The sequence below is a fragment of the Actinopolymorpha cephalotaxi genome, from assembly GCF_013408535.1.
Classification (GTDB): domain Bacteria; phylum Actinomycetota; class Actinomycetes; order Propionibacteriales; family Actinopolymorphaceae; genus Actinopolymorpha; species Actinopolymorpha cephalotaxi.
Genome location: NZ_JACBZA010000001.1, coordinates 1968179 through 1989417, shown reverse-complemented (window position 1 = coordinate 1989417; position 21239 = coordinate 1968179). Strand labels below are relative to the sequence as shown.

20 protein-coding genes are annotated in these 21239 nt (G+C 70.4%); 9 read left to right on the top strand and 11 right to left on the bottom strand.

Features of this window, described 5'->3' with window-relative positions; genetic code table 11:
* Nucleotides 1-110 precede the first annotated feature (110 nt).
* Nucleotides 111-1541, top strand: a complete 1431-nt coding sequence (locus tag FHR37_RS08875) for a KamA family radical SAM protein (RefSeq protein WP_378079745.1) — start codon at nucleotides 111-113, stop codon at nucleotides 1539-1541.
* A 137-nt stretch (nucleotides 1542-1678) separates the two neighbouring features.
* Here the strand turns inward: FHR37_RS08875 and FHR37_RS08870 are convergent, their stop codons facing one another.
* Together FHR37_RS08870 and FHR37_RS08865 are read right to left on the bottom strand one after the other, a co-directional pair.
* Nucleotides 1679-3031, bottom strand: a complete 1353-nt coding sequence (locus tag FHR37_RS08870; protein WP_092883564.1) for a 6-phospho-beta-glucosidase — start codon at nucleotides 3029-3031, stop codon at nucleotides 1679-1681.
* Nucleotides 3028-3804: a DeoR/GlpR family DNA-binding transcription regulator gene (locus FHR37_RS08865; protein ID WP_092883563.1), complete on the bottom strand. Its 777-nt coding sequence runs from the start codon at nucleotides 3802-3804 to the stop codon at nucleotides 3028-3030. Before FHR37_RS08865 ends, FHR37_RS08870 begins: the two co-directional genes overlap by 4 nt.
* Before the next feature lie 103 nt (nucleotides 3805-3907).
* Between FHR37_RS08865 and FHR37_RS08860 the strand changes: the two genes are divergently transcribed.
* Genes FHR37_RS08860 through FHR37_RS32985 form a run of 5 tightly spaced genes read left to right on the top strand, consistent with a single transcriptional unit; the run spans nucleotide 3908 to nucleotide 9304 of the window.
* Nucleotides 3908-4978, top strand: coding sequence for a carbohydrate kinase family protein (locus FHR37_RS08860; RefSeq protein WP_175542517.1), 1071 nt, complete (start codon nucleotides 3908-3910; stop codon nucleotides 4976-4978).
* 23 nt (nucleotides 4979-5001) lie between these two features.
* On the top strand, nucleotides 5002-6378 hold the full coding sequence (locus tag FHR37_RS08855) for an extracellular solute-binding protein (RefSeq protein ID WP_092883561.1): 1377 nt from the start codon (nucleotides 5002-5004) through the stop codon (nucleotides 6376-6378).
* Nucleotides 6379-6427: 49 nt separating this feature from the next.
* A complete protein-coding gene (locus FHR37_RS08850) occupies nucleotides 6428-7360 on the top strand; it encodes a carbohydrate ABC transporter permease (protein WP_092883560.1) in 933 nt (310 codons plus the stop codon).
* Nucleotides 7357-8175, top strand: a complete 819-nt coding sequence (locus tag FHR37_RS08845) for a carbohydrate ABC transporter permease (protein WP_092883559.1) — start codon at nucleotides 7357-7359, stop codon at nucleotides 8173-8175. The genes FHR37_RS08850 and FHR37_RS08845 overlap by 4 nt, the downstream gene beginning before the upstream one ends.
* A 52-nt stretch (nucleotides 8176-8227) precedes the next feature.
* Nucleotides 8228-9304, top strand: a complete 1077-nt coding sequence (locus FHR37_RS32985) for a helix-turn-helix domain-containing protein (protein WP_139238958.1) — start codon at nucleotides 8228-8230, stop codon at nucleotides 9302-9304.
* Here the strand turns inward: FHR37_RS32985 and FHR37_RS08835 are convergent.
* Nucleotides 9217-9756 carry a GNAT family N-acetyltransferase gene (locus FHR37_RS08835; RefSeq protein WP_092883557.1) on the bottom strand — a complete coding sequence of 180 codons (540 nt, stop codon included), beginning with the start codon at nucleotides 9754-9756 and terminating at the stop codon, nucleotides 9217-9219. The two genes, FHR37_RS32985 and FHR37_RS08835, sit on opposite strands and share 88 nt — an antisense overlap.
* A 164-nt stretch (nucleotides 9757-9920) precedes the next feature.
* On the opposite strand from FHR37_RS08835, the gene FHR37_RS08830 reads away from it, so the two are divergent.
* Nucleotides 9921-11087, top strand: coding sequence for a hypothetical protein (locus tag FHR37_RS08830; protein WP_092883556.1), 1167 nt, complete (start codon nucleotides 9921-9923; stop codon nucleotides 11085-11087).
* 60 nt (nucleotides 11088-11147) lie between these two features.
* Complete coding sequence (locus tag FHR37_RS08825) at nucleotides 11148-11513, top strand: ArsR/SmtB family transcription factor (protein ID WP_092883555.1); 366 nt, start codon at nucleotides 11148-11150, stop codon at nucleotides 11511-11513.
* Between the two features lie 69 nt (nucleotides 11514-11582).
* Here FHR37_RS08825 and FHR37_RS08820 read toward each other — a convergent pair whose 3' ends face one another.
* The 3 genes from FHR37_RS08820 to FHR37_RS08810 are packed head-to-tail and all read right to left on the bottom strand — an operon-like array spanning nucleotide 11583 to nucleotide 15044.
* Entirely contained in the window at nucleotides 11583-12329 is a 747-nt protein-coding gene (locus tag FHR37_RS08820) for a succinate dehydrogenase/fumarate reductase iron-sulfur subunit (protein ID WP_092883554.1), read from the bottom strand.
* Complete coding sequence (locus tag FHR37_RS08815) at nucleotides 12326-14305, bottom strand: fumarate reductase/succinate dehydrogenase flavoprotein subunit (protein WP_456237027.1); 1980 nt, start codon at nucleotides 14303-14305, stop codon at nucleotides 12326-12328. The genes FHR37_RS08820 and FHR37_RS08815 overlap by 4 nt, the downstream gene beginning before the upstream one ends.
* Before the next feature lie 34 nt (nucleotides 14306-14339).
* On the bottom strand, nucleotides 14340-15044 hold the full coding sequence (locus tag FHR37_RS08810; protein ID WP_092883552.1) for a succinate dehydrogenase cytochrome b subunit: 705 nt from the start codon (nucleotides 15042-15044) through the stop codon (nucleotides 14340-14342).
* Nucleotides 15045-15127: 83 nt separating this feature from the next.
* Between FHR37_RS08810 and FHR37_RS08805 the strand changes: the two genes are divergently transcribed.
* Entirely contained in the window at nucleotides 15128-16138 is a 1011-nt protein-coding gene (locus FHR37_RS08805; RefSeq protein WP_092883551.1) for a LysR family transcriptional regulator, read from the top strand.
* 27 nt (nucleotides 16139-16165) lie between these two features.
* Here FHR37_RS08805 and ligD read toward each other — a convergent pair whose 3' ends face one another.
* The 5 genes from ligD to FHR37_RS08780 form a co-directional block, all read right to left on the bottom strand.
* Entirely contained in the window at nucleotides 16166-17203 is a 1038-nt protein-coding gene (gene ligD / locus FHR37_RS08800; RefSeq protein ID WP_237768792.1) for a non-homologous end-joining DNA ligase, read from the bottom strand.
* A 7-nt stretch (nucleotides 17204-17210) separates the two neighbouring features.
* Complete coding sequence (locus FHR37_RS08795) at nucleotides 17211-18311, bottom strand: methyltransferase domain-containing protein (protein WP_092883550.1); 1101 nt, start codon at nucleotides 18309-18311, stop codon at nucleotides 17211-17213.
* Nucleotides 18312-18862: 551 nt separating this feature from the next.
* The gene (locus FHR37_RS08790; protein WP_092883549.1) at nucleotides 18863-19504 is read right to left on the bottom strand and encodes a PadR family transcriptional regulator; all 642 of its coding nucleotides are present in this window, start codon (nucleotides 19502-19504) and stop codon (nucleotides 18863-18865) included.
* Nucleotides 19505-19732: 228 nt separating this feature from the next.
* Nucleotides 19733-20641, bottom strand: coding sequence for an LLM class F420-dependent oxidoreductase (locus FHR37_RS08785; RefSeq protein WP_092883548.1), 909 nt, complete (start codon nucleotides 20639-20641; stop codon nucleotides 19733-19735).
* A gap of 102 nt (nucleotides 20642-20743) precedes the next feature.
* Nucleotides 20744-21184 carry an Lrp/AsnC family transcriptional regulator gene (locus FHR37_RS08780; RefSeq protein WP_092883773.1) on the bottom strand — a complete coding sequence of 147 codons (441 nt, stop codon included), beginning with the start codon at nucleotides 21182-21184 and terminating at the stop codon, nucleotides 20744-20746.
* Nucleotides 21185-21239 lie beyond the last annotated feature (55 nt).

Here is a 21239-nt window from a genome sequence, read left to right as displayed (position 1 = left end):
CATCTTCAGATCCTGCGGGCTAGAGTCGTGCCTGCTACAGATTCTTCTGTACGATGCCGGTCCGACAGTACGACATCCACGAAATGGCCGCTTGGTCGGAGGTGTTATCGGTGTCGCAGCACGTCCAGGAGCAGCCGTACGACTACCGCGCTCGCCCACTCCGCGAGCCGGACTGGACCCGGCTGCCCGGCTGGCGCGACGTCAGCCCGGCCGAATGGGAGTCCGCGCAGTGGCAGCGGGCGCACTGCGTGAAGAACGTCAAACAGCTCAGATCGGTCCTCGGCGACCTGGTGGCCGAGGAGTTCTACGCCGACCTGGAACGCGACCAGGCCGAGCGGGCCACGATGTCGATGCTGCTGCCCCCGCAGATGCTGAACACGATGGTGCCGGACGAGGTGCCCGGCACCGAGGCGTTCTACGCCGATCCCGTCCGCCGGTACATGCTCCCGGTCTTCTCCGACCGGCGCACCGACTGGCCGTCCCACCCCCGGGCCTCCCGGGACTCCCTGCACGAGCACGAGATGTGGGTGGCCGAGGGGCTGACCCACCGCTACCCGACGAAGGTGCTGGCCGAACTCCTGCCCACCTGCCCGCAGTACTGCGGCCACTGCACCCGGATGGACCTGGTGGGCAACTCCACGCCGCAGGTGGACAAGCTGCGGTTCTCGCTGCGCCCGCAAGGCCGCCTTGACGCGATGCTGGACTACCTGCGCACCCACCCCGGCGTACGCGACGTGGTGGTGTCCGGCGGCGACGTGGCCAACCTCCCCTGGCCCCGGCTGGAGGCGTTCGTCGCGGCCCTGCTGGAGATCGAGAACATCCGCGACATCCGCCTCGCCAGCAAGGCCCTGATGGGACTGCCGCAGCACTGGCTGCAGGACGAGGTGCGGGCCGGCATGGAGCGCCTGGCCGCCACCGCGCGGTCGCGCGGGGTGATGCTCGCGATCCACACCCACGTCAACGCCGCGCAGTCGGTGACGCCGCTGGTGGCCCGCGCGGCGAAGGAGATGCTGGCCGCCGGGGTGCGCGACGTACGCAACCAGGGCGTGCTGATGCGCGGGGTGAACGACACACCCGGCCGGCTGCTCGACCTGTGCTTCGCGCTGCTCGACGAGGCGACGATCACGCCGTACTACTTCTACATGTGCGACATGATCCCGTTCAGCGAGCACTGGCGGGTCTCGGTGCGCGAGGCGCAGCGGCTCCAGCACGCGATCCTCGGCTACCTGCCGGGCTTCGCGACCCCGCGGATCGTCTGCGACGTGCCGTACGTCGGCAAGCGGTGGGTGCACCAGGTCGCCGACTACGACGAGGTACGTGGCATCAGCTACTGGAAGAAGAACTACCGCACCGGAATCGAACGCGCCGGGGACGACGCGCTGGACCGGACGTACGAGTACTACGACCCGATCGACGTGCTGCCCGAGCAGGGCCGGGCCTGGTGGCGCGACCAGGGCGACGATCACCTGCGGCTGGCCGCCCAGCAGGCCGAGGCGTCACGTGACGAGGCCCGCCGTCAAGTGCTGCTTGACACCCACTGACGGCAGCACCACCAGCACCCACAGCCGGGCCGGGCCGACCCGGGCCGAGCCGGGAGAGGCAACTCCTGCCTGACATCCCTTCGTACAAGGGGTGTCAGGCAGGAGTTGACAGTGCTCGGGGCGGCTACCGGCGAACCTCAGCGGTGCAGGACCTCGGCGACACCAGGCAGCGCGTCGACGTAGCCACGCAGCAGGTCGCGCGCGACGGTCACCGAATCCACCAGCGGGTGCAGCGCGAACGCCTTCAGCGCGGCGTCGGCCGACCCGGTCGTCGCGGCCTCGATCACCAACCGGTCCACGGCCTTCACCTGCTGCATCAGGCCGAGCTGGTGCAGGTCGGGCGAGGCGGTGGCCAGCGGGTGGGCGCCGTTCGCGTCGACCAGGGAGGGCACCTCCACGGTCGCGTCGGCGGGCAGGCCCGGCAGCGTCGCGCCGTTGCGGACGTTGAGGATGATGGTCGACTTCTCGTTGCGCGCGATCGCCGCCATCACCGCCAGCGCGACGCCCTCGTAGCCCGCCTCCTCCTCGAAGTCCAGCGGCTCCGGCTCCTCGTCCTCGGCTCGCTTGCCCTTCGCCTCGGCCATGTAGAGCGCCTTGCGGTGGGCGATGGTGCGCTTCCACAGGTCCAGCGCGTGGTCGGGGTCGTTGCCCGCGGCGGCGTAGAACTCGCCCTGCTGGGCGACCAGGAACTCACCGCGGGTGGACGGCTGGGCGACGATCGAGCGCACCGCGTCCCGGTTGAAGTAGTAGTAGTACAGGTACTCGTTCGGGACGACGCCCATCGCCTGGATCCACGACGGGCCGAAGATCTCGCCCTCCTCCAGGCCCGCGATCGCGTGCTCGTCGGCCAGGAAGCGGGGCAGGTGGTCCTCGCCGTCGCTGACCAGCCGGCGGATCCAGCCCAGGTGGTTCAGGCCCACGTAGTCGACCTGGATGCGCGAGGAGTCCAGCCCGATGGAGCTCGCGATCCGCCGGCCGAGACCGCCCGGGGTGTCGCAGATGCCGATGACCCGATCGCCGAGCACCCGCTGCAGGGCCTCGGTGATCATGCCGGCCGGGTTGGTGAAGTTGATGAAGAACGCCTTCGGGGCAAGGGCGCGCACCCGCTCGGCGATGTGCAGCATCACCGGGATGGTCCGCAGGCCGTAGGCGATGCCGCCCGGCCCGGTCGTCTCCTGGCCCAGCACGCCGAGGTCGAGCGCCACCCGCTCGTCGCGCGTGCGGCCCTCCAGGCCGCCGACCCGGATGGCGGAGAAGATGAAGTCGGCACCCTCCACCGCCTCGTCGAGGACCTCGGTGACGTGCACCCGCGGTGCGTCGGCGTGCCCGGCCGCGAGTTGCGCCAGCACGGACCTCATCACCTCCAGCCGCTGCGCGGACTGGTCGTACAACGCCACCTCGGTGACCCGGGGCGACCCGGTGTCGTTCAGGAGTGCCTTGTAGACGAGCGGAACGCGGAATCCCCCACCGCCAAGAATTGCGAGTTTCACGATGTGAGCACCTCTCCACCTGCCTGCCGGCAGATCTCCACTGTTTCTTGATCCGCGTCCTCGGTGGTGACGAGGACGTCGATGTCTGCCAGACCGCAGATGCGCAGGGACCCCTTGCCGGGGAACTTCGACGGGGGCGCCACCAGGACGACCGACTCCGCCGCGGCGATCATGGCCTGTTTGCCGGCCGCCTCGACCTGCATGTTGTCCAGCACCTGGCCGTCCCGGCGGATGCCGGTGCAGGACAGGAACAACCGGTCCGCGTTCACCTGGGCGAGCGCGGACTCGGTGAGCGAGCCGACCAGGGAGCGGTAGTGCCGCCGGACCACCCCGCCGAGCAGCACCAGCTCGACCTTGGGGTCGTCGCGCAACTCGTCGAAGACCGCGATGCTGCTGGTGATGACCGTCACGTCCCGCTCCCGCAGGTGGCGTGCCACCCGCAGCGTCGTGGTGCCGATGTCCAGCAGCAGGACGTCGCCGTCGGTGACGAGCTCGGCGACGGCCCTGGCCGCGAGGGCGTCCTTGGTCCGGCCCTCCGCGCCCTCGCTCACCTCGAACGGCGCCTCCACGGTGCCGTCGTCGAGCACCCTGCCGCCGTCCAGCACGGCACCGCCGTAGACCCTGGTGAGGGCGCCGTCGCGGTCCAGCCGCTGCAGGTCGCGACGGATCGTGGCCGCGCTGACACCCAGCTGGCGGGCCAGCTCGGCAGCCGACGCCGTGCCCCGAACACGCAGGGCACGGATGATCCGGCGGTCTCTCTCGCGCTGCAGCACGCGGCGATCGTACCGGCAAACCCGCTCAGGGTCATCCACTACTTGTCAAACTCGCTCACCTGAAGCACACTCGCTGCACAGAAGTGAGCGACTGGAGGCATCGGTGACGAACGGCGAGGCTTTCCCGGGGCAGTCCCCGGGCGACCCCCGGGGACGGTCCGCGGACCGGCCCGAGGGCGCGCCGCCGGTCGAACGCCCCGAGGTCGACCTCTTCTGTGTCGGCACGCTGTTCTTCGACCTCGTGCTCGCGGGGATGGACGCCATGCCCGACGCCGGCGCGGAGGTCTGGGCCAAGGAGCGTGCCGTCTCCCCCGGCGGCGTGGCCAACCGCGCGGTGGCCGCCGCCCGCCTCGGGCTGCGGACCGGCCTGGCCGGCGAGGTCGGCACCGACCTGTTCGGTGACCATCTGTGGCAGACGCTTCACGGGGTCGGCAACCTCGACCTGCGCTGGACCTCCCGCTCCCCCGACGTGCAGACGACGCTCACCGTCTCCGTCGCACTCGACGGCGACCGCCGCTTCCTGAGTCACGGCGAACCCACCTGGCCCGGTGAGACCATGCTCACCCCGGAGCGGCTTCCCCGTGCCCGGGCCGCCCAGGTGGGCCTGGAGGCCGGCATCCCCGACTGGGCGCGGCACCTGCGCGCGGAGGGGACGCTGCTGTTCGGCGGCGTCGGCTGGGATCCGAGCGGGCAGTGGTCCGCAGAAGTGCTTGATAGCCTCGCGCAGTTCGACGCGTTCGTCTGCAACACCACCGAAGCCATGGCCTACACCCGCACCGACACCCCCACCGGCGCCCTCCGGCAGCTCGCCGAGCGAGTGCCCCTCGCGGTGGTGACCGACGGTCACCGAGGCGCACTCGCCGTCGACGGCACGTCCGGTGAGTTCGTGAACGCAGCCCCCGTCACCAGCCGGGCGGTCGACCCGACCGGTGCCGGCGACACGTTCTTCGCCGGATTCGCCTTCGCCACCCTGGCCGGATGGCCCCTGCGACAGCGGTTACTCTTTGCAAATCTCTGCGCCAGCCAGTCCGTACGCGGCCTGGGCGGCGCGGTGAGCGCGCCGACGTGGGACGACCTCGGCGCCTGGTTCGACGCGACCGACCGGCCGACACAAGGCGCTGCCTTCGGCTTCCTGGGACCCGAGCTGGCCCGACGCCGCTCGACCTCCTCATAAATAACCAGCAAGAAGGTGTGTTGATGAGCAGTTCTCGTAACAGGATCCTCGCCCGCGTGGGCGTCGGTCTGGCGGCGGTGCCGATCCTCCTCGCCGCCGCCTGCGCCCCCGGCGGCAGTACCAGCGACTCCAGCGGGCCGTCGGTCAAGCCCAGCTCCAAGATCGCCACCGACCCCGCCAAGGCGGGCAAGGTCAGCTTGACGGTGTGGGACATCAACACCTCCGGCGGCGCCAACGACGCGATGGTCAAGCTCAACCAGGAGTTCGAGAAGAAGTACCCCAACGTCAAGATCAACCGGGTGTCGCGCACGCTGAACGACACCAAGACGACGTTGAAGCTCGCGCTGTCCGGTGACAACCCGCCCGACGTCGTACAGGCGAACCAGGGCTACCCGGACATGGGAGCCTTCGTCAAGGCCGGCTTGCTCACCCCGCTCGACCAGTACAACAAGGTCTACAAGTGGGACCAGAAGTTCCCCAAGCAGCTGCTGGACCTGAACAAGTTCTCCACCAACGGCAAGGACTGGCAGACCGGCAGCCTCTACGGCGTCTCCCAGACCGGTGAGATCGTCGGCATCTACTACAACAAGAAGCTGATGAAGCAGGCCGGCATCGCCGCGCCGAAGACCTGGGCGGACTTCGAGGCCGCACTGCCGAAGGCGAAGGCCAAGGGCCTGCTGCCGATCCAGTTCGGCACCTCCGACAAGTCGCCGGCGATCCACCTGTTCGGTGTCGTACAGGCCAACACCGCCGGCAAGCAGGCGGTGCGAAACCTGGTGACCTCCAAGAGCGGTGAGTGGTCCGACGCCGGCACCACCAAGGCCGCGGAGACCGTGCAGAGCTGGGCGAAGAAGGGCTACCTGTCCCCCGGCTTCAACGGCCTGAGCGGCGACGCCGCCTCGGCCAACTTCGCCAAGGGCCAGGGTGTCTTCCGCATCGACGGCACCTGGCGCCTCGCCGAGCTGGAGAAGGCGATGGGATCCGACGTCGGCTTCATGAGCCCGCCCCCGGCCAAGGCCGGCGCGCCCAACGTCACCCAGGGCGGTGAGGGCCTCGCGTGGGCCGTCACCTCCAAGAGCAAGCACCCCGACGTGGCCGCGGCGTACCTCAACTTCATCACCAACGCCCAGGCCGACGACGTGCTCGCCGAGACCGGCAACCTGCCGGCCGTCGCGCCGCCGAACTACCAGCCCAAGGCCGGCACCCTCACCGCCGACATCTTCTCGGCGTGGAAGAAGATCAGCGAGAACGACGGCCTGGTTCCCTACCTCGACTACACCACGCCGACGTTCTACGACACGCTGACCTCCAACCTGCAGCAGCTGCTGGGCGGCAAGCAGAACGTCAAGCAGTTCACCGGCAACCTCGACCAGGACTACGACGGGTTCAAGTCGAAGTAGTCCGGCCAGGTAATCCACCGTTAGGACCGAACCACTGGTGTCCGCACAGATGACGACGACGACGGCGGTGGGCGCGCCCAAGGACGCGCCCACCGCCAAGAAGAAGAAGTCCAGGGACCGCTCGGAGCGGGCCGCCTACCTCTACCTCATTCCGGCGTACGTGGTGTTCGGGTTCTTCCTGCTCTACCCACTGCTGCACGGTGTGTGGATCTCGTTGTACGACTGGGACGGCCTGACGCCGGCCACCTGGGTGGGCATCGGCAACTACACCAGCGCCATCAGCGATCCCATGCTGCTCAAGGCGTTCTCGCACTCCGCGGTGCTGATCGTCTTCTACGCCGTCATCCCGATCCTGCTGGCCCTGCTGCTGACCGGGGTGATGACGCACGCGACGAAGCTGAAGCGGCTGTCGTTCTTCCGGGTCGTCATCTTCCTTCCCCAGGTGGTCGCCTCGGTCGTGGTGGCCACCACCTGGACCGCGATCTACGCCCCCGACGGCGTGCTGAACAAGGCGTTGTCGCTGGTCGGCCTGGAGGCGGTGACCCGGCCCTGGCTGGGCGACTTCGCCTGGGCGCTGCCCGCGGTCGGGCTGATCGGCACCTGGGTCGAGATCGGCCTGTGCCTGGTGCTGTTCCTGGCCGGGGTGTCCCAGATCGAACCGGAGCTGTACGAGGCCGCCCGCCTGGACGGCGCCAGTGCGATCCGGGAGTTCTTCGCGGTCACCCTGCCCGGCCTGCGCCCGCAGATCGCGGTGGCGATGACGCTCACCGTGGTCGCCGGCCTGAAGAGCTTCGACCTCATCTTCGTCGCCACCCGCGGCGGGCCCGGCACCTCGACGACGGTGCCCGGCTTCGAGGTCTACCACCGCGCCTTCGACCTCAACCAGGTCGGTTCGGCGTGTGCCGTCGGCATCCTGCTGACGGTCGTCATCCTGATCGTCACCACCCTGATCCAGCGGATCGACCCCGGGGAGCGCGCGTGATCTCCAAGCGGGAAGCCACACTGAACTACCTGATTCTCGGGGTCTTCGCGATCATCGCGTTGTTTCCGCTGCTCGGCGTGCTCACCTCGGCGCTGACCGACCCGTCGGAGTCGTCGGCGTCACTGACGTTCCCGAGCTCGCCGCACTTCGAGAACTTCCTGACCGCATGGAACGAAGGGCACTTCGGCACCTACATGCGTTCCAGCGTGCTCGTAACGGTGAGCGTGGTGGTGATCTCCTCGCTCCTCGCCGTACTGGCGGGATACGCCTTCGCCACCATGCGTTTCCGCGGCCAGTCGGTGTTGTTCTACATCCTGCTGCTGGGACTGATGGTGCCGAGCGAGGCACTGATCATCCCGCTGTACTACGACCTGCGCGGCGTCGGGCTCACCGACACCTACTGGGCGCTCATCTTTCCCCAGGTCGCCCAGTCGCTGGCGTTCTGCACGTTCTGGATGCGGTCGTTCTTCCGCGGGATTCCGACCAGCCTGATCGAGGCGGCCAAGCTGGACGGCGCGACCCGGTGGTCGGTGCTGTGGAAGATCCTGGTGCCGATCAGCCGGCCCGCCCTGCTGACGATGGCGATGCTGGTGTTCATGTGGACCTGGAACGAGTTCCTCATGCCGCTGGTGATGATCACCAGTGAGAACCTCCGCACCGCACCGCTCGGGCTGGCGTTCTTCCAGGGCCAGCACACCTCGCAGTTCTCCCTGCTGGCTGCCGGCGCGACGATCGTCGCCGCACCGGTCGTGATCGTCTACCTGTTCCTGCAACGGCACTTCATCGCCGGGATGCTGGCCGGGGCGGTCAAGTAGCCGACGGACTCCACGCCTCCGTGACCCCCGCCCCCGGGGTTACGGTGGCGCGGTGATCTCTCCCGTACGACCTCCTGGTCTCTCCTCCCCACTGCCGCGTGCGCGTGGGCGGCGAGGTGCCGCGTCCGGTCCGGGTCTCGACCTGCCGGTGGACGAGCACATCGGGCTGGCCTGCTGGAGCGGGCTCTCGTCGGTGATGGAGTGCGCTCACCGCCACGACGACATCGAGGTCAACCTCGCCGAGGGCGGCGCGCTGACGTACCTCTTCGGCGGCGCGCCGGTGGAGATCGCACCGGGAACGGCAGCGGCGTTCTGGGCCGCCGTTCCCCACCAGTTGGTGCGCGCGCCCGCACACACCCGCGTGCACTGGATCACCATCCCGCTGGATCGCTTCCTGCGCTGGGGGTTGACCGACGGGCTGGCCGGCCGGTTGCTGCAGGGGCAGCCGCTGGTCGCGGCGACCAGCCCCGGCACCCTGGACGCGAGCGGCTTCGGGCGCTGGTCGGCCGACCTCGCCACCGGCGACCCGGACCTGCGGGACATCGCCCTGCTGGAGATCCAGGCCTGGATCCGGCGGCTGGCCCGGGCCGCCACCCCCGTCGAGAGGGTCACCCACGCCGACGCCGCCGACAGGGCTGGAACGGACGGCGGTGAGGCGTACGGGGACGACACGCACGGCGGCGAGTCACACGGCGGCGAGACCGCGGTGGAGCGGGCCGCGACGATGGCGAGGTTCATCGCCGAGCGGTTCCGCGATCCCCTCACCGTCGCCGACATCGCCGCCGCGGTGCACGTGCATCCCCACCACGCGATGGGGGTGTTCCGGAACGTCGTCGGCACCACGCTCGGCGCCTACCTCACCCAGTGCCGGGTGGCGGAGGCGCAACGCCTGCTGCTCACCACCGGCGCGGGCATGGCCGAGATCGCGCACGCAGCGGGGTTCGGCTCGCAGAGCAGGTTCTACTCCTGCTTCACCGCGGCGTGCGGCGAACCACCCGGCGCCTACCGCCGCCGGCACGACGAGGCCCGCCGGCCGACGCCTCAGGACGTGCCGAGGGACGTCAGCGCGTCGTCGGTCAGCCGGAACACCGTCCACTCCTCCATGGGCACGGCGCCGAGCGAACGATAGAAGCCGATCGACGGCTCGTTCCAGTCCAGCACCGACCACTCCAGCCGGGCGTAGCCGCGCTGGACGCACTCCTCCGCCAGTGCTGTCAACAACGCCTTGCCCAGGCCGGCCTGCCGGTGCTGCGGCCGGACGAACAGGTCCTCGAGGTAGATGCCGTGGGTTCCCCGCCAGGTGGAGAAGTTCAGGAACCACAGGGCGCAGCCGACGACCTCGCCGGCCACCTCCGCGACGTGCGCGAACAACGCCGGCCGCGCGTCTCCCGACGGTGCGCCGAACAGGGCCGCCTCGAGGTCTTCGGCGGTGAGCGTGCACTCGGCCGAGGCGCGTTCGTACGCGGCGAGTTCGTGCACCAGCTTCACCACCGCGTCGACGTCGGAGCGGCGGACACGCCGCACGCGCGGATCGGACACTTTTCCTCCCTGGTTCCTGCCGGTCGGCCAATGCTGGCACATCGTTGCCGCGCGAGGCCGCCCGGTGGCCGGTTACTGTCAACCGTGGGAGAGCGAGTGACGACGCAAGGTCACAACCAGCACACTGACACACCCGTCGTGCGTGACCACCCGACATCACCGGATCGTGCACATCTCGTACTCCCCACGTCTGCGAGGTTCGGCACATGCTGCGACGCCTGTCCCTGCTGGGCGTTCTCACCGCGGTGACCCTGCTCGGCACCTGGTCTGCGGCCAGTCCACCCGGACGCGCGGCCGACGGACTGGACGCGAGCAAGTTCGAGTTGACGAAGTCGGCGTACTCCCCGCTGGTGGACGACCTGGACTCCGTACTCCCGAACGTCTCCGTGTCCGCCGTGATCCGCGACACCGACCGCAGCGCACACCGGTGCGTACCGCAGGCGGCCGAGCTCGTCGCCGCGTTCTGCTGGGACGAGCAGGACTCGAGCACCCAGGCCTGGTATCCGCAGGCCATCACGACGACGGCGGACGCCAACGCGCGCGGGACGTACGCGGGCTCGGAGGTGATCCTGGCCAGCTGGTACGACGCGGACGACGACGGCATCGACAAGGGGGTGCGGCTGACGTTCGTGGACTGGTCGGATCCGTCGGCTCCGACGTACCGCCACACGCTGCTCGTCGAGCCGTACACGCGCGAGGACGGCAAGGCGTCGTTCCGGCCGATCGAGCTGCACGCCGGCGGGATGTTCTGGTACGGCGACCACCTCTACCTCGCCGACACCTGGAACGGCTTCCGCGTCTTCGACCTGCGCCACATCTGGCGGGTGGCCACCGGTGACCCCACCGGGATCGGGCTCCAGCCAGACGGGACGTACCAGGCGCACGACCTGCCCTACGTCGTGCCGCAGGTGTTCACGTACACACAGTCGACCACCGGAGGCGCGCTGCCGATCCGGTTCTCCGCGGTGTCACTGGACCGCACCACCACCCGGCACAGCCTGGTCGTACCGGAGTACGGCCACCCCGGCGGAGGCACCCGGCTGGTGCGGTTCCCACTGGACCGCACCAGCCGGCTGCTCACCATCTCCGCGGACGGCAGGGCGCAAGCGATCGAGGCGTACGACGTGTCGGTGACGAGCATGCAGGGCGCGGCGTCGATCCGCGGGAAGTACTACCTGTCCACCAGCGACGGGACGGCCAACCAGGGCGACCTCGCGACCTACGAGCCGGGCGGCGCGGTGCGGATGCACTACGACGCACTGCCGATCGGGCCGGAGGACCTGTCCTACTGGCCGGGCCGGGACGAGCTGTGGTCGCTGACCGAACATCCCAACCAGCGTTCGGTGTTCGCGATCCGGCCGTCGGCGTACTGACCGGCGGAGTCCTCTGCCGTCGGGGTTGCGGCCTACATGCCCGGGTGGTTATGTAGCCGTATGGCGACGAGTTTCGAGGTGCTGGCCGAGCCCACTCGCCGGCGCATCCTGGACCTGCTGCTGGAGCGCCCGCGCTCGGTGGGCGAGCTGGTCGAACAGCTGCGGCTCAGCCAGCCCGGCACGTCCAAGCACCTGCGGGTGCTGCGGGACAACGGGTTCGTCCGGGTCCGCCAGGACGCGCAGCGGCGGTGGTACGAGATCCGGCCCGAGCCGCTGGCCGAGGTGGACGCCTGGCTGGCGCCCTACCGCAGGCTGTGGGAGCGCCATCTCGACGCGCTCGAACGCCACCTCGACGCCCTGCCCGCTCCCGGCCCCGACAGCGATCCGGCCGCCGGACCGGGCCGCGAGCCCGGAGACGGTTCCTGACCGTCCTCCCACCCACGTCAAGACGCTCCTGACAGCTGTCAGGGGCGTCTTGACACCGGCGGTGGGAGATCAGCGGCGGCGGCGGGTCGAGGCCCGCAGGAACTCGCGGTTCATGTCGGCGATGCTCTGCAGCGGGATCCCCTTCGGGCACGCCGAGGTGCAGGCGCCGACGTTCGTGCAACCGCCGAAGCCCTCCTCGTCCATGGCCGACACCATGTCCGTGACCCGACCCTCGCGTTCGGGAGCACCCTGCGGCAGGGCGTTGAGATGGTTGATCTTCGCGCTGGTGAACAACATCGCCGAGCCGTTCGGGCAGGCCGCCACGCAGGCGCCGCAGCCGATGCACTCCGCGTGCTCGAAGGCGTAGTCGGCCGCCTCCTTGGGAACTGCCGTGGCGTGCGCGTCCGGCGCGCTGCCGGTCGGCGCGGTGATGTAGCCACCCGCCTGGATCACCCGGTCGAACGCCGAGCGGTCGACCACGAGGTCCTTCACCACCGGGAACGCCGAGGCCCGCCAGGGCTCCACGTCGATCGTGTCGCCGTCCTTGAAGTGCCGCATGTGCAGCTGGCACGTGGTGGTGCGTTCGGGTCCGTGCGCCTCGCCGTTGATGACCATGCCGCAGGCGCCGCAGATGCCCTCACGGCAGTCGTGGTCGAAGGCCACCGGCTCATCACCGCGCAGGATGAGGTCCTCGTTGAGGATGTCCAGCATCTCCAGGAAGGACATCTCGGGGCTGACGTCCTCCACCCGGTAGGTGACCATGGCGCCCTTGTCGTCGGCGGAACGCTGCCGCCAGATGCGCAGGGTGAGGTTCATGCGTAGCTCCGCTGGGTGGGATGGACGTACTCGAAGCTCAGATCTTCCTTGTGCAGCACGGGTTCGGCGTCTGCTCCGGACCACTCCCAGGCCGCGACGTAGGTGAAGTTGTCGTCGTCGCGCAACGCCTCGCCCTCCGCGCTCTGGCTCTCCTCGCGGAAGTGGCCGCCGCAGGACTCGGCACGGTGCAGGGCGTCCAGGCACATCAGCTCGGCGAGCTCCAGGAAGTCCGCGACCCGGTTCGCCTTCTCCAGCGACTGGTTCAGCTCGTAGCCGGTGCCGGGCACCTTCACCCGGCGCCAGAACTCCTCCCGCAGCTGCGGGATCCGGTCCAGCGCCTTGCGCAGGCCCGCCTCGTTTCGGGCCATTCCACACTCGTCCCACATCAGCTCGCCGAGCTCGCGATGGAAGGAGTCCGGCGTACGGTCGCCGTCGACGGCCAGCAGCCTGCGCAACCGGTCGTTGACATCGGCGACCACCGCAGAGACCTCCGGGTGGTCCGGCGCCACCTTCTCGTTCGGCGCGGTGGCGAGGTAGTCGTTGATCGTCGCAGGGAGGACGAAGTAACCGTCCGCGAGACCCTGCATCAGCGCGCTGGCGCCGAGCCGGTTGGCGCCGTGGTCGGAGAAGTTCGCCTCGCCGATCGCGAACAGGCCCGGCACCGTGGTGGACAGGTCGTAGTCGACCCACAGCCCGCCCATCGTGTAGTGGACCGCGGGATAGATGCGCATCGGCCGGGTGTAGGGATCCTCGGCGGTGATCCGCTCGTACATCTCGAACAGGTTGCCGTAGCGTTCCTCGACCTTCTCCCGGCCCATCCGCGCGACCGCGTCGGCGAAGTCGAGGTAGACACCCTGACCGCCGGGACCCACGCCGCGGCCCTCGTCGCAGACGTTCTTCGCCGCGCGGGAGGCGATGTCGCGCGGAACGAGGTTGCCGAACGAGGGGTAGATCCGCTCGAGGTAGTAGTCGCGTTCGTCCTCGGGGATCTGCTCCGGCGGCCGGTCGTCGCCCTTGGCCTTCGGAACCCAGATCCGGCCGTCGTTGCGCAGCGACTCACTCATCAGCGTGAGCTTGGACTGGTGGTCACCCGAGCGCGGGATGCAGGTGGGGTGGATCTGGGTGAAGCAGGGATTGCCGAAGTACGCACCACGCCGGTGCGCTCGCCAGATCGCCGTGGCGTTGGAGTTCTTGGCGTTGGTGGACAGGTAGAAGACGTTGCCGTACCCGCCGGAGGCGAGCACCACCGCGTCGGCGAGGTGGATCGAGATCTGCCCGCTCACCAGGTCGCGGGCGACGATGCCGCGGGCGCGCCCGTCGACGACGATCAGGTCCAGCATCTCGGTGCGGGCGTGCATCTCGATGTTGCCGGCGTCGATCTGGCGGGACAGCGCCTGGTACGCGCCGAGCAGGAGCTGCTGGCCCGTCTGGCCGCGGGCGTAGAACGTGCGCGAGACCTGGACACCGCCGAAGGACCGGGTGTCCAGCAGGCCGCCGTACTCACGGGCGAACGGCACACCCTGGGCCACGCACTGGTCGATGATCTCCACCGACGCCTCGGCCAGCCGGTGCACGTTCGACTCGCGGGAGCGGAAGTCGCCGCCCTTCACCGTGTCGTAGAACAGCCGGTGCACCGAGTCGCCGTCGTTGCGGTAGTTCTTTGCGGCGTTGATCCCGCCCTGGGCGGCGATCGAGTGCGCCCGGCGCGGGGAGTCCTGGTAGCAGAACTGCACCACCCGGTAGCCCTGCTCGGCCAGGGTGGCGCCGGCCGAACCACCGGCCAGGCCGGTGCCGACCACGATCACCGTGTGCTTGCGGCGGTTGGCCGGGTTGACCAGCTTCGCCTCGAACCGGCGGCGGCTCCACCGCTGCTCGATCGGCCCACCGGGTGCCTTGTGGTCGACGATCGGGACGCCGACGGCGTACGGCAGGTCGGCGTGGGAGGTGCCGACGTGGGAGGTGCCGGTCTGGGCGATGTCGGTCTGGGAGGTGTCGAACTCAGCGGTCATGTCAGCTCACGACTCCGGTCATGACCGCGACGGGGACGACCAGGAAGCCGGCCGTGAGCACCACGGCGAGAACGTTCGCGGTGGCCTTCAGTCCGCGGTCGCGGGCACGGTTGTTGGCGCCCAGGGTCTGCGCGGCACTCCAGAAGCCGTGCCGGACGTGCAGTCCCAGGGCGAGCATGGCGAGGATGTAGACGACGTTGACGTACCACACGCGGAAGTCGGCGACGACGTTCTCGTACGGGTGGTGCGCCCGCCCGAGCGGGTTGATGGTGAGGGTGGTCAGGTCGAGGATGTGCCACACGATGAACAGGCCGAGGATGACTCCGCCCCAGCGCATCGTGCGGGTCGCGTAGCTGGTGCGCACCGGCGGGCGGTGGTGGTACTTCCTGGGCCGGGCGGAGACGTCACGCCGGCTCAGTTGGTACGCCGCCACGCCGTGGGCGACGACGGCGCCGACCAGCACCAGGCGCTGCACCCAGAGAAATCCCGACGAGGGAACGGCCGGCGAACCGATGGTCCGCAGCCAGCCGGCGTAGTGGTTGAACTCCGCCGCACCGAAGAAGATCTTGAGATTGCCGAGCATGTGGACGACCAGGAAGGCAAGCATGATCACGCCGGTGCCGGCCATGACCGCTTTCTTGCCGATGGTCGAGGACCACAACGTTCGGGCCACGGACGGTCGGGCCGCACCTGTCGCCAATGCCATGAGTCCCCACGGTAGAAGCCGGTTGGCGACAGGTCCAAGACATGGATTGGCTCGTTTCGATAGCCACTGGCTATAGTTACCGAGTGCAGTTGCAGCAACTCGCCTACTTCGTCGCGGTCGCCGAGCTCCGGCACTTCACCCGGGCCGCCGAGCGCGTGCACGTCGCCCAGCCGTCGCTGTCCCAGCAGATCCGTGCCCTGGAACGCGAACTCGGCGCCGAGCTCTTCCGCCGGGCCCGGGGCAACATCGCGTTGACAGACGCCGGCGAGGCCCTGCTCCCCCTTGCCCGGCGGATCCTCGCCGACACCGACACCGCCCGGCTGGAGGTTCAGGAACTCGTCCAGCTCCGCCGCGGCCGGGTCCGCCTGGGCGCCACGCCGAGCCTGTGCACCGGCCTGCTGCCGGACGTGCTGCGGGCGTACCACCTGCAGTACCCCGGCATCCACCTGATCATCGAGGAGGCAGGTTCGCGGGACCTCGTCCGCGAGGTGGCCACCGGCAACCTCGACCTCGCGCTGCTGATCCTTCCGCTGCAGAGCCATGACCCCGCGCTGGCGACCACCGAGCTTCTGCGGGAGGAGCTGGTGGTGGTCTCGCCGGCCTCGGAGCCTCCGATCTGGGAGGGCGGACGGCTGCGGATCGAGGATCTGCGCGACCAGCCCCTGGTGATGTTCCGGCAGGGGTACGACCTGCGCGAGTTCACCCTCGGCGCCTGCCGCGCCGCGGGGTTCGAGCCGACGTTCGCCGTCGAGGGCGGGGAGATGGACGCCGTGCTCGGCTTCGTGGAGGCCGGCCTCGGCCTGGCCGTGGTGCCACGCATGGTGGCCGACCGGCGCGACACCGTACGCGTGACCCGGTTCGCCGATCCCGGGCTGCACCGCACCATCGGGCTCGGCCGCCGCAACGACGTCGAACCGCCGCGCGCCGCCCAGGAGCTGCGACGGATCCTGGTCGACTACCTGACCCGGGCCGCCGACGCGAACGACCTCCCGCCGGGCACCCGCGCGATCCGGGCCGAGAGCGGGACCGCGCGCCGCCGGCGTCAGGGCCCGCCCTCGGCCAGGTCCACCGCCCCACCCGGGTTCGCGGACTAGGGGGCAGGCCGCTGGGTCTGCCCCGCGTCAGGACTCGCGGACCACGTCGCCGGGCTCCTTGTCCGGCCGCAGCCCACGCCAGACGGGATGGCGCAGGCGCCCGTCCCGCGTCCACTCCGCGAACGCCACCTCACCGACCAGCACCGGCCGGACCCAGTGGGCGCCGCGCGACTCCGCCGTGGGCAGCCGCTGGTCGAAGGGCTGGGTGCGCTGCTCCAGCGGCGCCAGCCGGGCGGTCAGGTCGGCGAGCTTGTGCTGGTCGAAGCCGGTCCCGACCCGCCCCGCGTAGACCAGCCGGCCCTCGTCGTACACCCCGCACAGCAGGGCGCCGAACGTGCCGGCCCGCGAGCCCTCACCGACCCGCCAGCCGGCGATCACCACCTCCTGGGTGCGGAGGTTCTTGACCTTCACCCAGGATGCGCTGCGCCGGCCGGGTTCGTACGGCGCGGAAAGCCGCTTCGCGACCACGCCCTCCAGGCCCTGCTCCATGCTGGTCGCCAGCGCGGCGTCCCCGGCACCCACGAACGCGGGCGGGACCTGGCAGTACGGACCGGCCAGGCCGAGCCCGTCCAGCGCCTCCCGGCGATCCGTGTAGGGGCTTCCCACCATCGAGGTGCCGTCCAGGGCCAGCAGGTCGAAGACGAGGTAGACGACCGGCGGCTTCGCGGCTCTGCCCGTACCGTCGGCACCGCCCGCGGCACGGCGGCGACCGCGTCCGGAACCCGGACCGTGCATGCGGGCCTGGAGCAGCTCGAAGCTCGGCCGGCCGCGCTCGTCCAGCGCCACCACCTCGCCGTCGAGTACGCAGCGCCGCCCCGGCAGCAGGTCGGCGAGCGCGCCGACCTCGGGATAGGTGCCGGTGAAGTCGCGGCCGGACCGGCCGAGCAGCACCACCTGCCCGTCGGCGACGTAGGCGACCGCCCGGACGCCGTCCCACTTCATCTCGAACGCCCACCGGTGCTGGTCGGCGGCCGGCGGCATCGCGCCGGGGGTCGCCAGCATGGGAGCGACCCGCGGCAGCCCGGCGAGTTCGGGGAGTCCGGGATGCCCGGGGTGCTCGGTCACCCCCCGATCATCGCCGGTCGTACGCCCAGATGGTGCTGGTCGTGCCGAGCAGCCGGACCTCGTGCCGGTCCCGCAACCGGAGCGTGGCCGGGACGGCCTGCTTCGGCAGCTCCGGCACCAGCAGGACGACCCGTCCGCCGGGGCGGGTCACCCGGGCCAGCTCGGCCATCACGTCGGCGATCCACACCGCCGGGTCGCCCTGGACGGCGTACTGACGCCCGAACGGCAGGTTGGACACGACGGCGTCCACGGACGCGTCCGGCAGGTCGAGGTCGCGGACGTCGCCGTCGCGCACGTGCGGGGTGTCGGCATTACGCCGGCTGGCGGAGACCGCGCTGGCGTCGATGTCGCGGCCCTCGACCTCCCAGCCCACCGCCTTGGCCTCGGCGAGTATCGTGCCCGAGCCGCAGCACGGGTCCAGCAGCGTGCCGGACAGGCCCGACCTGTCGGACTTCCCCGACGTTCCGGACCTGGCGGGCTTGGCGGACCGGCCCGGCGGGTCGCCGGCCAGCGCCACCATCGCCGCCGCGAGAGGCGGACGCAGCGCACCCGGACGTTCGGACTCCCGGCCACCGTGCTGACGCATGCGTACCGTGGTCAGCCGCAGGCCGGCGACGAACCGGCCCTTGGTGTACTCCAGCGCCCACACCTCGATCTGGGCGGGGTCGTCGGCCTTCCAGCCCGGCTCGGCGTCACTCACCCCGGCATCCAGCGCCCGGCGCAGCTCGGTCCGCTTCCAGGTGCGCTCCTGCAGCACCCTGGCGACGACGCGGTACGTCAGCCGCCGCCCACCCCGGCCCCGGCTGCCGGTGCCGGGGTGCGTCGACCGCCACAGCCCGGTGGCGGCCTCCAGCCGGCCCGGGCGCAGGACCCGGCGCACGATCCAGGGCGGCTTGTCCCCTTCGGAACGGAAGGTCCGGCCGAGCTCGACGAACACGTCGTCGGCCGTACGCAGCCGCAGCAGGGCGGCCTCGCGTCCGGCGTCGACGGTGCACAGAACGACGTCCGCGCGACCGTCGTTGCCGACGTCGGTGACCTCCACGCCGGGCAGGCCGGCCAGCTCACGCTGGACCAGCGGGGCGAGTCCCGGGGCGGCGAGCACGACCATCCGGCTCGTCCCCTGCGGTCCCGCGGTCTGCGGCCGCTGCGGGCGTTCGGAGCGCTTCTGTTCGGAACGCTTGGGTTCGGACCGCTTTTGTAGGGAACCACGCCGCTCGTGCCGCTCGTGCCGCTCGGGCTCGTTCTCCTGCGGCGGACGGCCCCGGTCGCCGGGGCGTCGCGGCCGGCCGGCCGCGGCTGTTCCACCGGTGCCGCCGGCGCCGCCTGCCCTGCCGGCGCCGCCCGTCCTGCCGGTCCCACCTGGACGGCCGGTCCCACCTGGACGGCCGGAACGGCCCGCCGACTGCCTGCCCGAACGTTGTGTCATAGGCGGGTCAGCCTATGGCATGCCCCACCCCGGCACCGGGCCGCGACCCGGCCGGTGGGCCGCGACCCGGCAGGCCTCTCAGCCGGCGCCACCGGCCTCGGTGGAAGCACCCGTGTCAACCGGCCCGCGACGCACTCCACCGCCTCGCACAGGTGCGGAATCGATCGGGGTGCTCCGCCGAGGTTGGCGCACCCGGCCGAGCTCAGCTCATCTCAGGTCAGCCCAGCTCGGCGCTACTCCTCGGGTTGCTCCTCCTCGTCGGTGGCCGCGCCCGACCCTGGCCGCAGTCTGAGGTCGGCGCCGGTCAGCGGTGACGTCCAGGTCAGGTCGCCGACCCTGATGTCGGCGAGCAGGCCGCGTACCCACTGCAGTTCGGCGGCCGTGGTCGCACGGGCGTACTCCAGCTCCAGCAGCAGCAGCCGCGGCAGCCCGCCGGTGCGCAGGGTCTCCATCACCCCGTCGAGGGTGGCGATTCTGCCTTCCAGGCCGGTCACCCGGGTGCCGAGGCTGCGTACGGCCTCCTCGACCGGCAGGCAGCCGAGCAGCGACACGGCCGCGGTGAACGTCGGCGGGGCACTGTCCGTCCGCTCCAGCAGACCGCGCAGCCGGGCGGCGAGTTCGGCCCGGCCGTCGGCGGTGATCTGGTAGACGGTCCGTTCGGGTCGCCGGCCCTCCCGGCTGGTCTCCACCGGGACGATCAGTTCGTCGTTCATCAGCCGGTCGACGGCGTGGTAGAGGCTGCGGGGAAGGCCGGTGATGTAGTCCTTGTGGGTGTCGACGATCAGCCGGTGCAGTTCGTAAGGATGCCGCGGACCCTGCATGAGCAGCGCGAGCACGGTGAGGCCTGTCAGGTCGGCGGACTGTGGGCGGACCATGCGGACCCCTCCCCCGGCGGGCCGGCCCGCCTTCGACGGCACCCGACCGCATCGACGGCACCGACAGCACCGACAGCACCGATTGGCACCGCGCCCTCGACAGCACGACGACTCGATCGTCCCGTTGCCTTTAGCGTTGTGCCTTATTGCAGAGTGCAATAAGGCACAGCGTAGGTAGTCCAGCTCGCCCCGTTCGACGATCCGGAGCGGGAGTCGGCGTTTCCGGCCTCAACGGCCCGCGGGCACGATCGCCTCGATGTCCGGCACGAGTTCGCCCAGCAGCCGAAGCGACTCCTCGTCCCATGGGCCGGGCGGCGCGACGATCGCGTGGTCGATCCCGGATGCCGCGAGTTCGGCCAGCCGATCGAGCACCCGGGCCGGCGAGTCGGTGCCGTCCCGCCCGTCCCGGGAGATCGCCACCGACATGGCGATCGTCTTCTCGATCTCGTCGTAGTCGCGCCCCTCGGCCTCGCAGTGCTCCCGCAGGACGGCGAGCTTGTGCTTGCGCACCGCCTCGCCGTCCGGGATGTCGAAGAGGTTGCAGGCGTCCGCGTACTTCGCGACGTACCGCAGCGTGCGCCGCTCCCCCATCCCTCCGACGAGGATCGGCGGATGCGGCTGGGTCAGGGCGTTGGGCGAGTTCAGCGGGTCGGCGAGGTGGTAGTGGTCCCCGTCGTACGGCGTCCGGTCGCCCCGCCACATCTGCAACGCGATCCGGAGCACCTCCTCCAGCCGGTCGAAGCGTTCCCTCGTCGGCGGGAACGGGATGCCCAGCCCCTCGGCCTCGCGGCCGTTCCACGCGGCGCCGATCCCCAGCCAGGCCCGGCCGCCCGACAGGACGTCGAGCGTGGTCACGGTCTTCACCAGGACACCCGGATGCCGGTAGGGCGCGGCGGTGACCAGGGTGCCGAGCCGGATGCGTTCGGTCTGGCCCGCGGCATACGCGAGCGTGGTGTAGCCCTCGAGCATGTCCAGCTCTGCGGGGCCGTTCATGCCGATCTGAAACAGGTGGTCCATCACCCAGAGGGTGTGGAAGCCGGCCTGGTCGGCGATCCGGGCGAGCCGGCCGACGTGGTGGCCGATCCGGTCCGGGCCGTCGGGCCAGGTGAAGTTGGCGATGGACAGGCTGATACGCATCGGCGCACTCCTTCGTTAGCTGACTAACGTTGTGCGGCTAGCATAGCCAGGAGAAGGACGATGCGGGGCGAGCCGAACGCGGCGGACGCCGGCGGACGAGCCTCAGACAGCCGGCGGACGGTGTTCGTACGGAGTGGACAACACGATCAGCGAACGGGTGGAGACGTTGGCCTTGGAGCGGATCCGGGCCAGCAACTCCTCCAGCGCGCGGGGACTCGTGACCCGGACCTTGAGCACGTAGTTCTCGTCCCCCGCGACGGAGTGACAGTCCTCGATCTCCGGCACGTCCTGGAGCAGGTCGGGTGAGTCGTCGGGCTGGCTGGGGTCGATCGGCTTGATCGAGATGAACGCGGTCAGCGGCAGGTCGAGCGCCTCGTAGTCGACGACCGCCGCGTATCCCTTGATGATGCCGCGCTGCTCCAGCCGGCGTACGCGCTGGTGCACCGCCGAGGTCGACAGGCCGGTGAGCTTGCCCAGTTCGGTGTACGACATCCGGCCGTTGGACGCGAGCAGCCGGACGATCTGACGGTCGAGGTCCTCCACGCCGGTCACCGTACCGCGTGAACCATGGCGCGGTCAGTCCGCGATCTCACCGCGC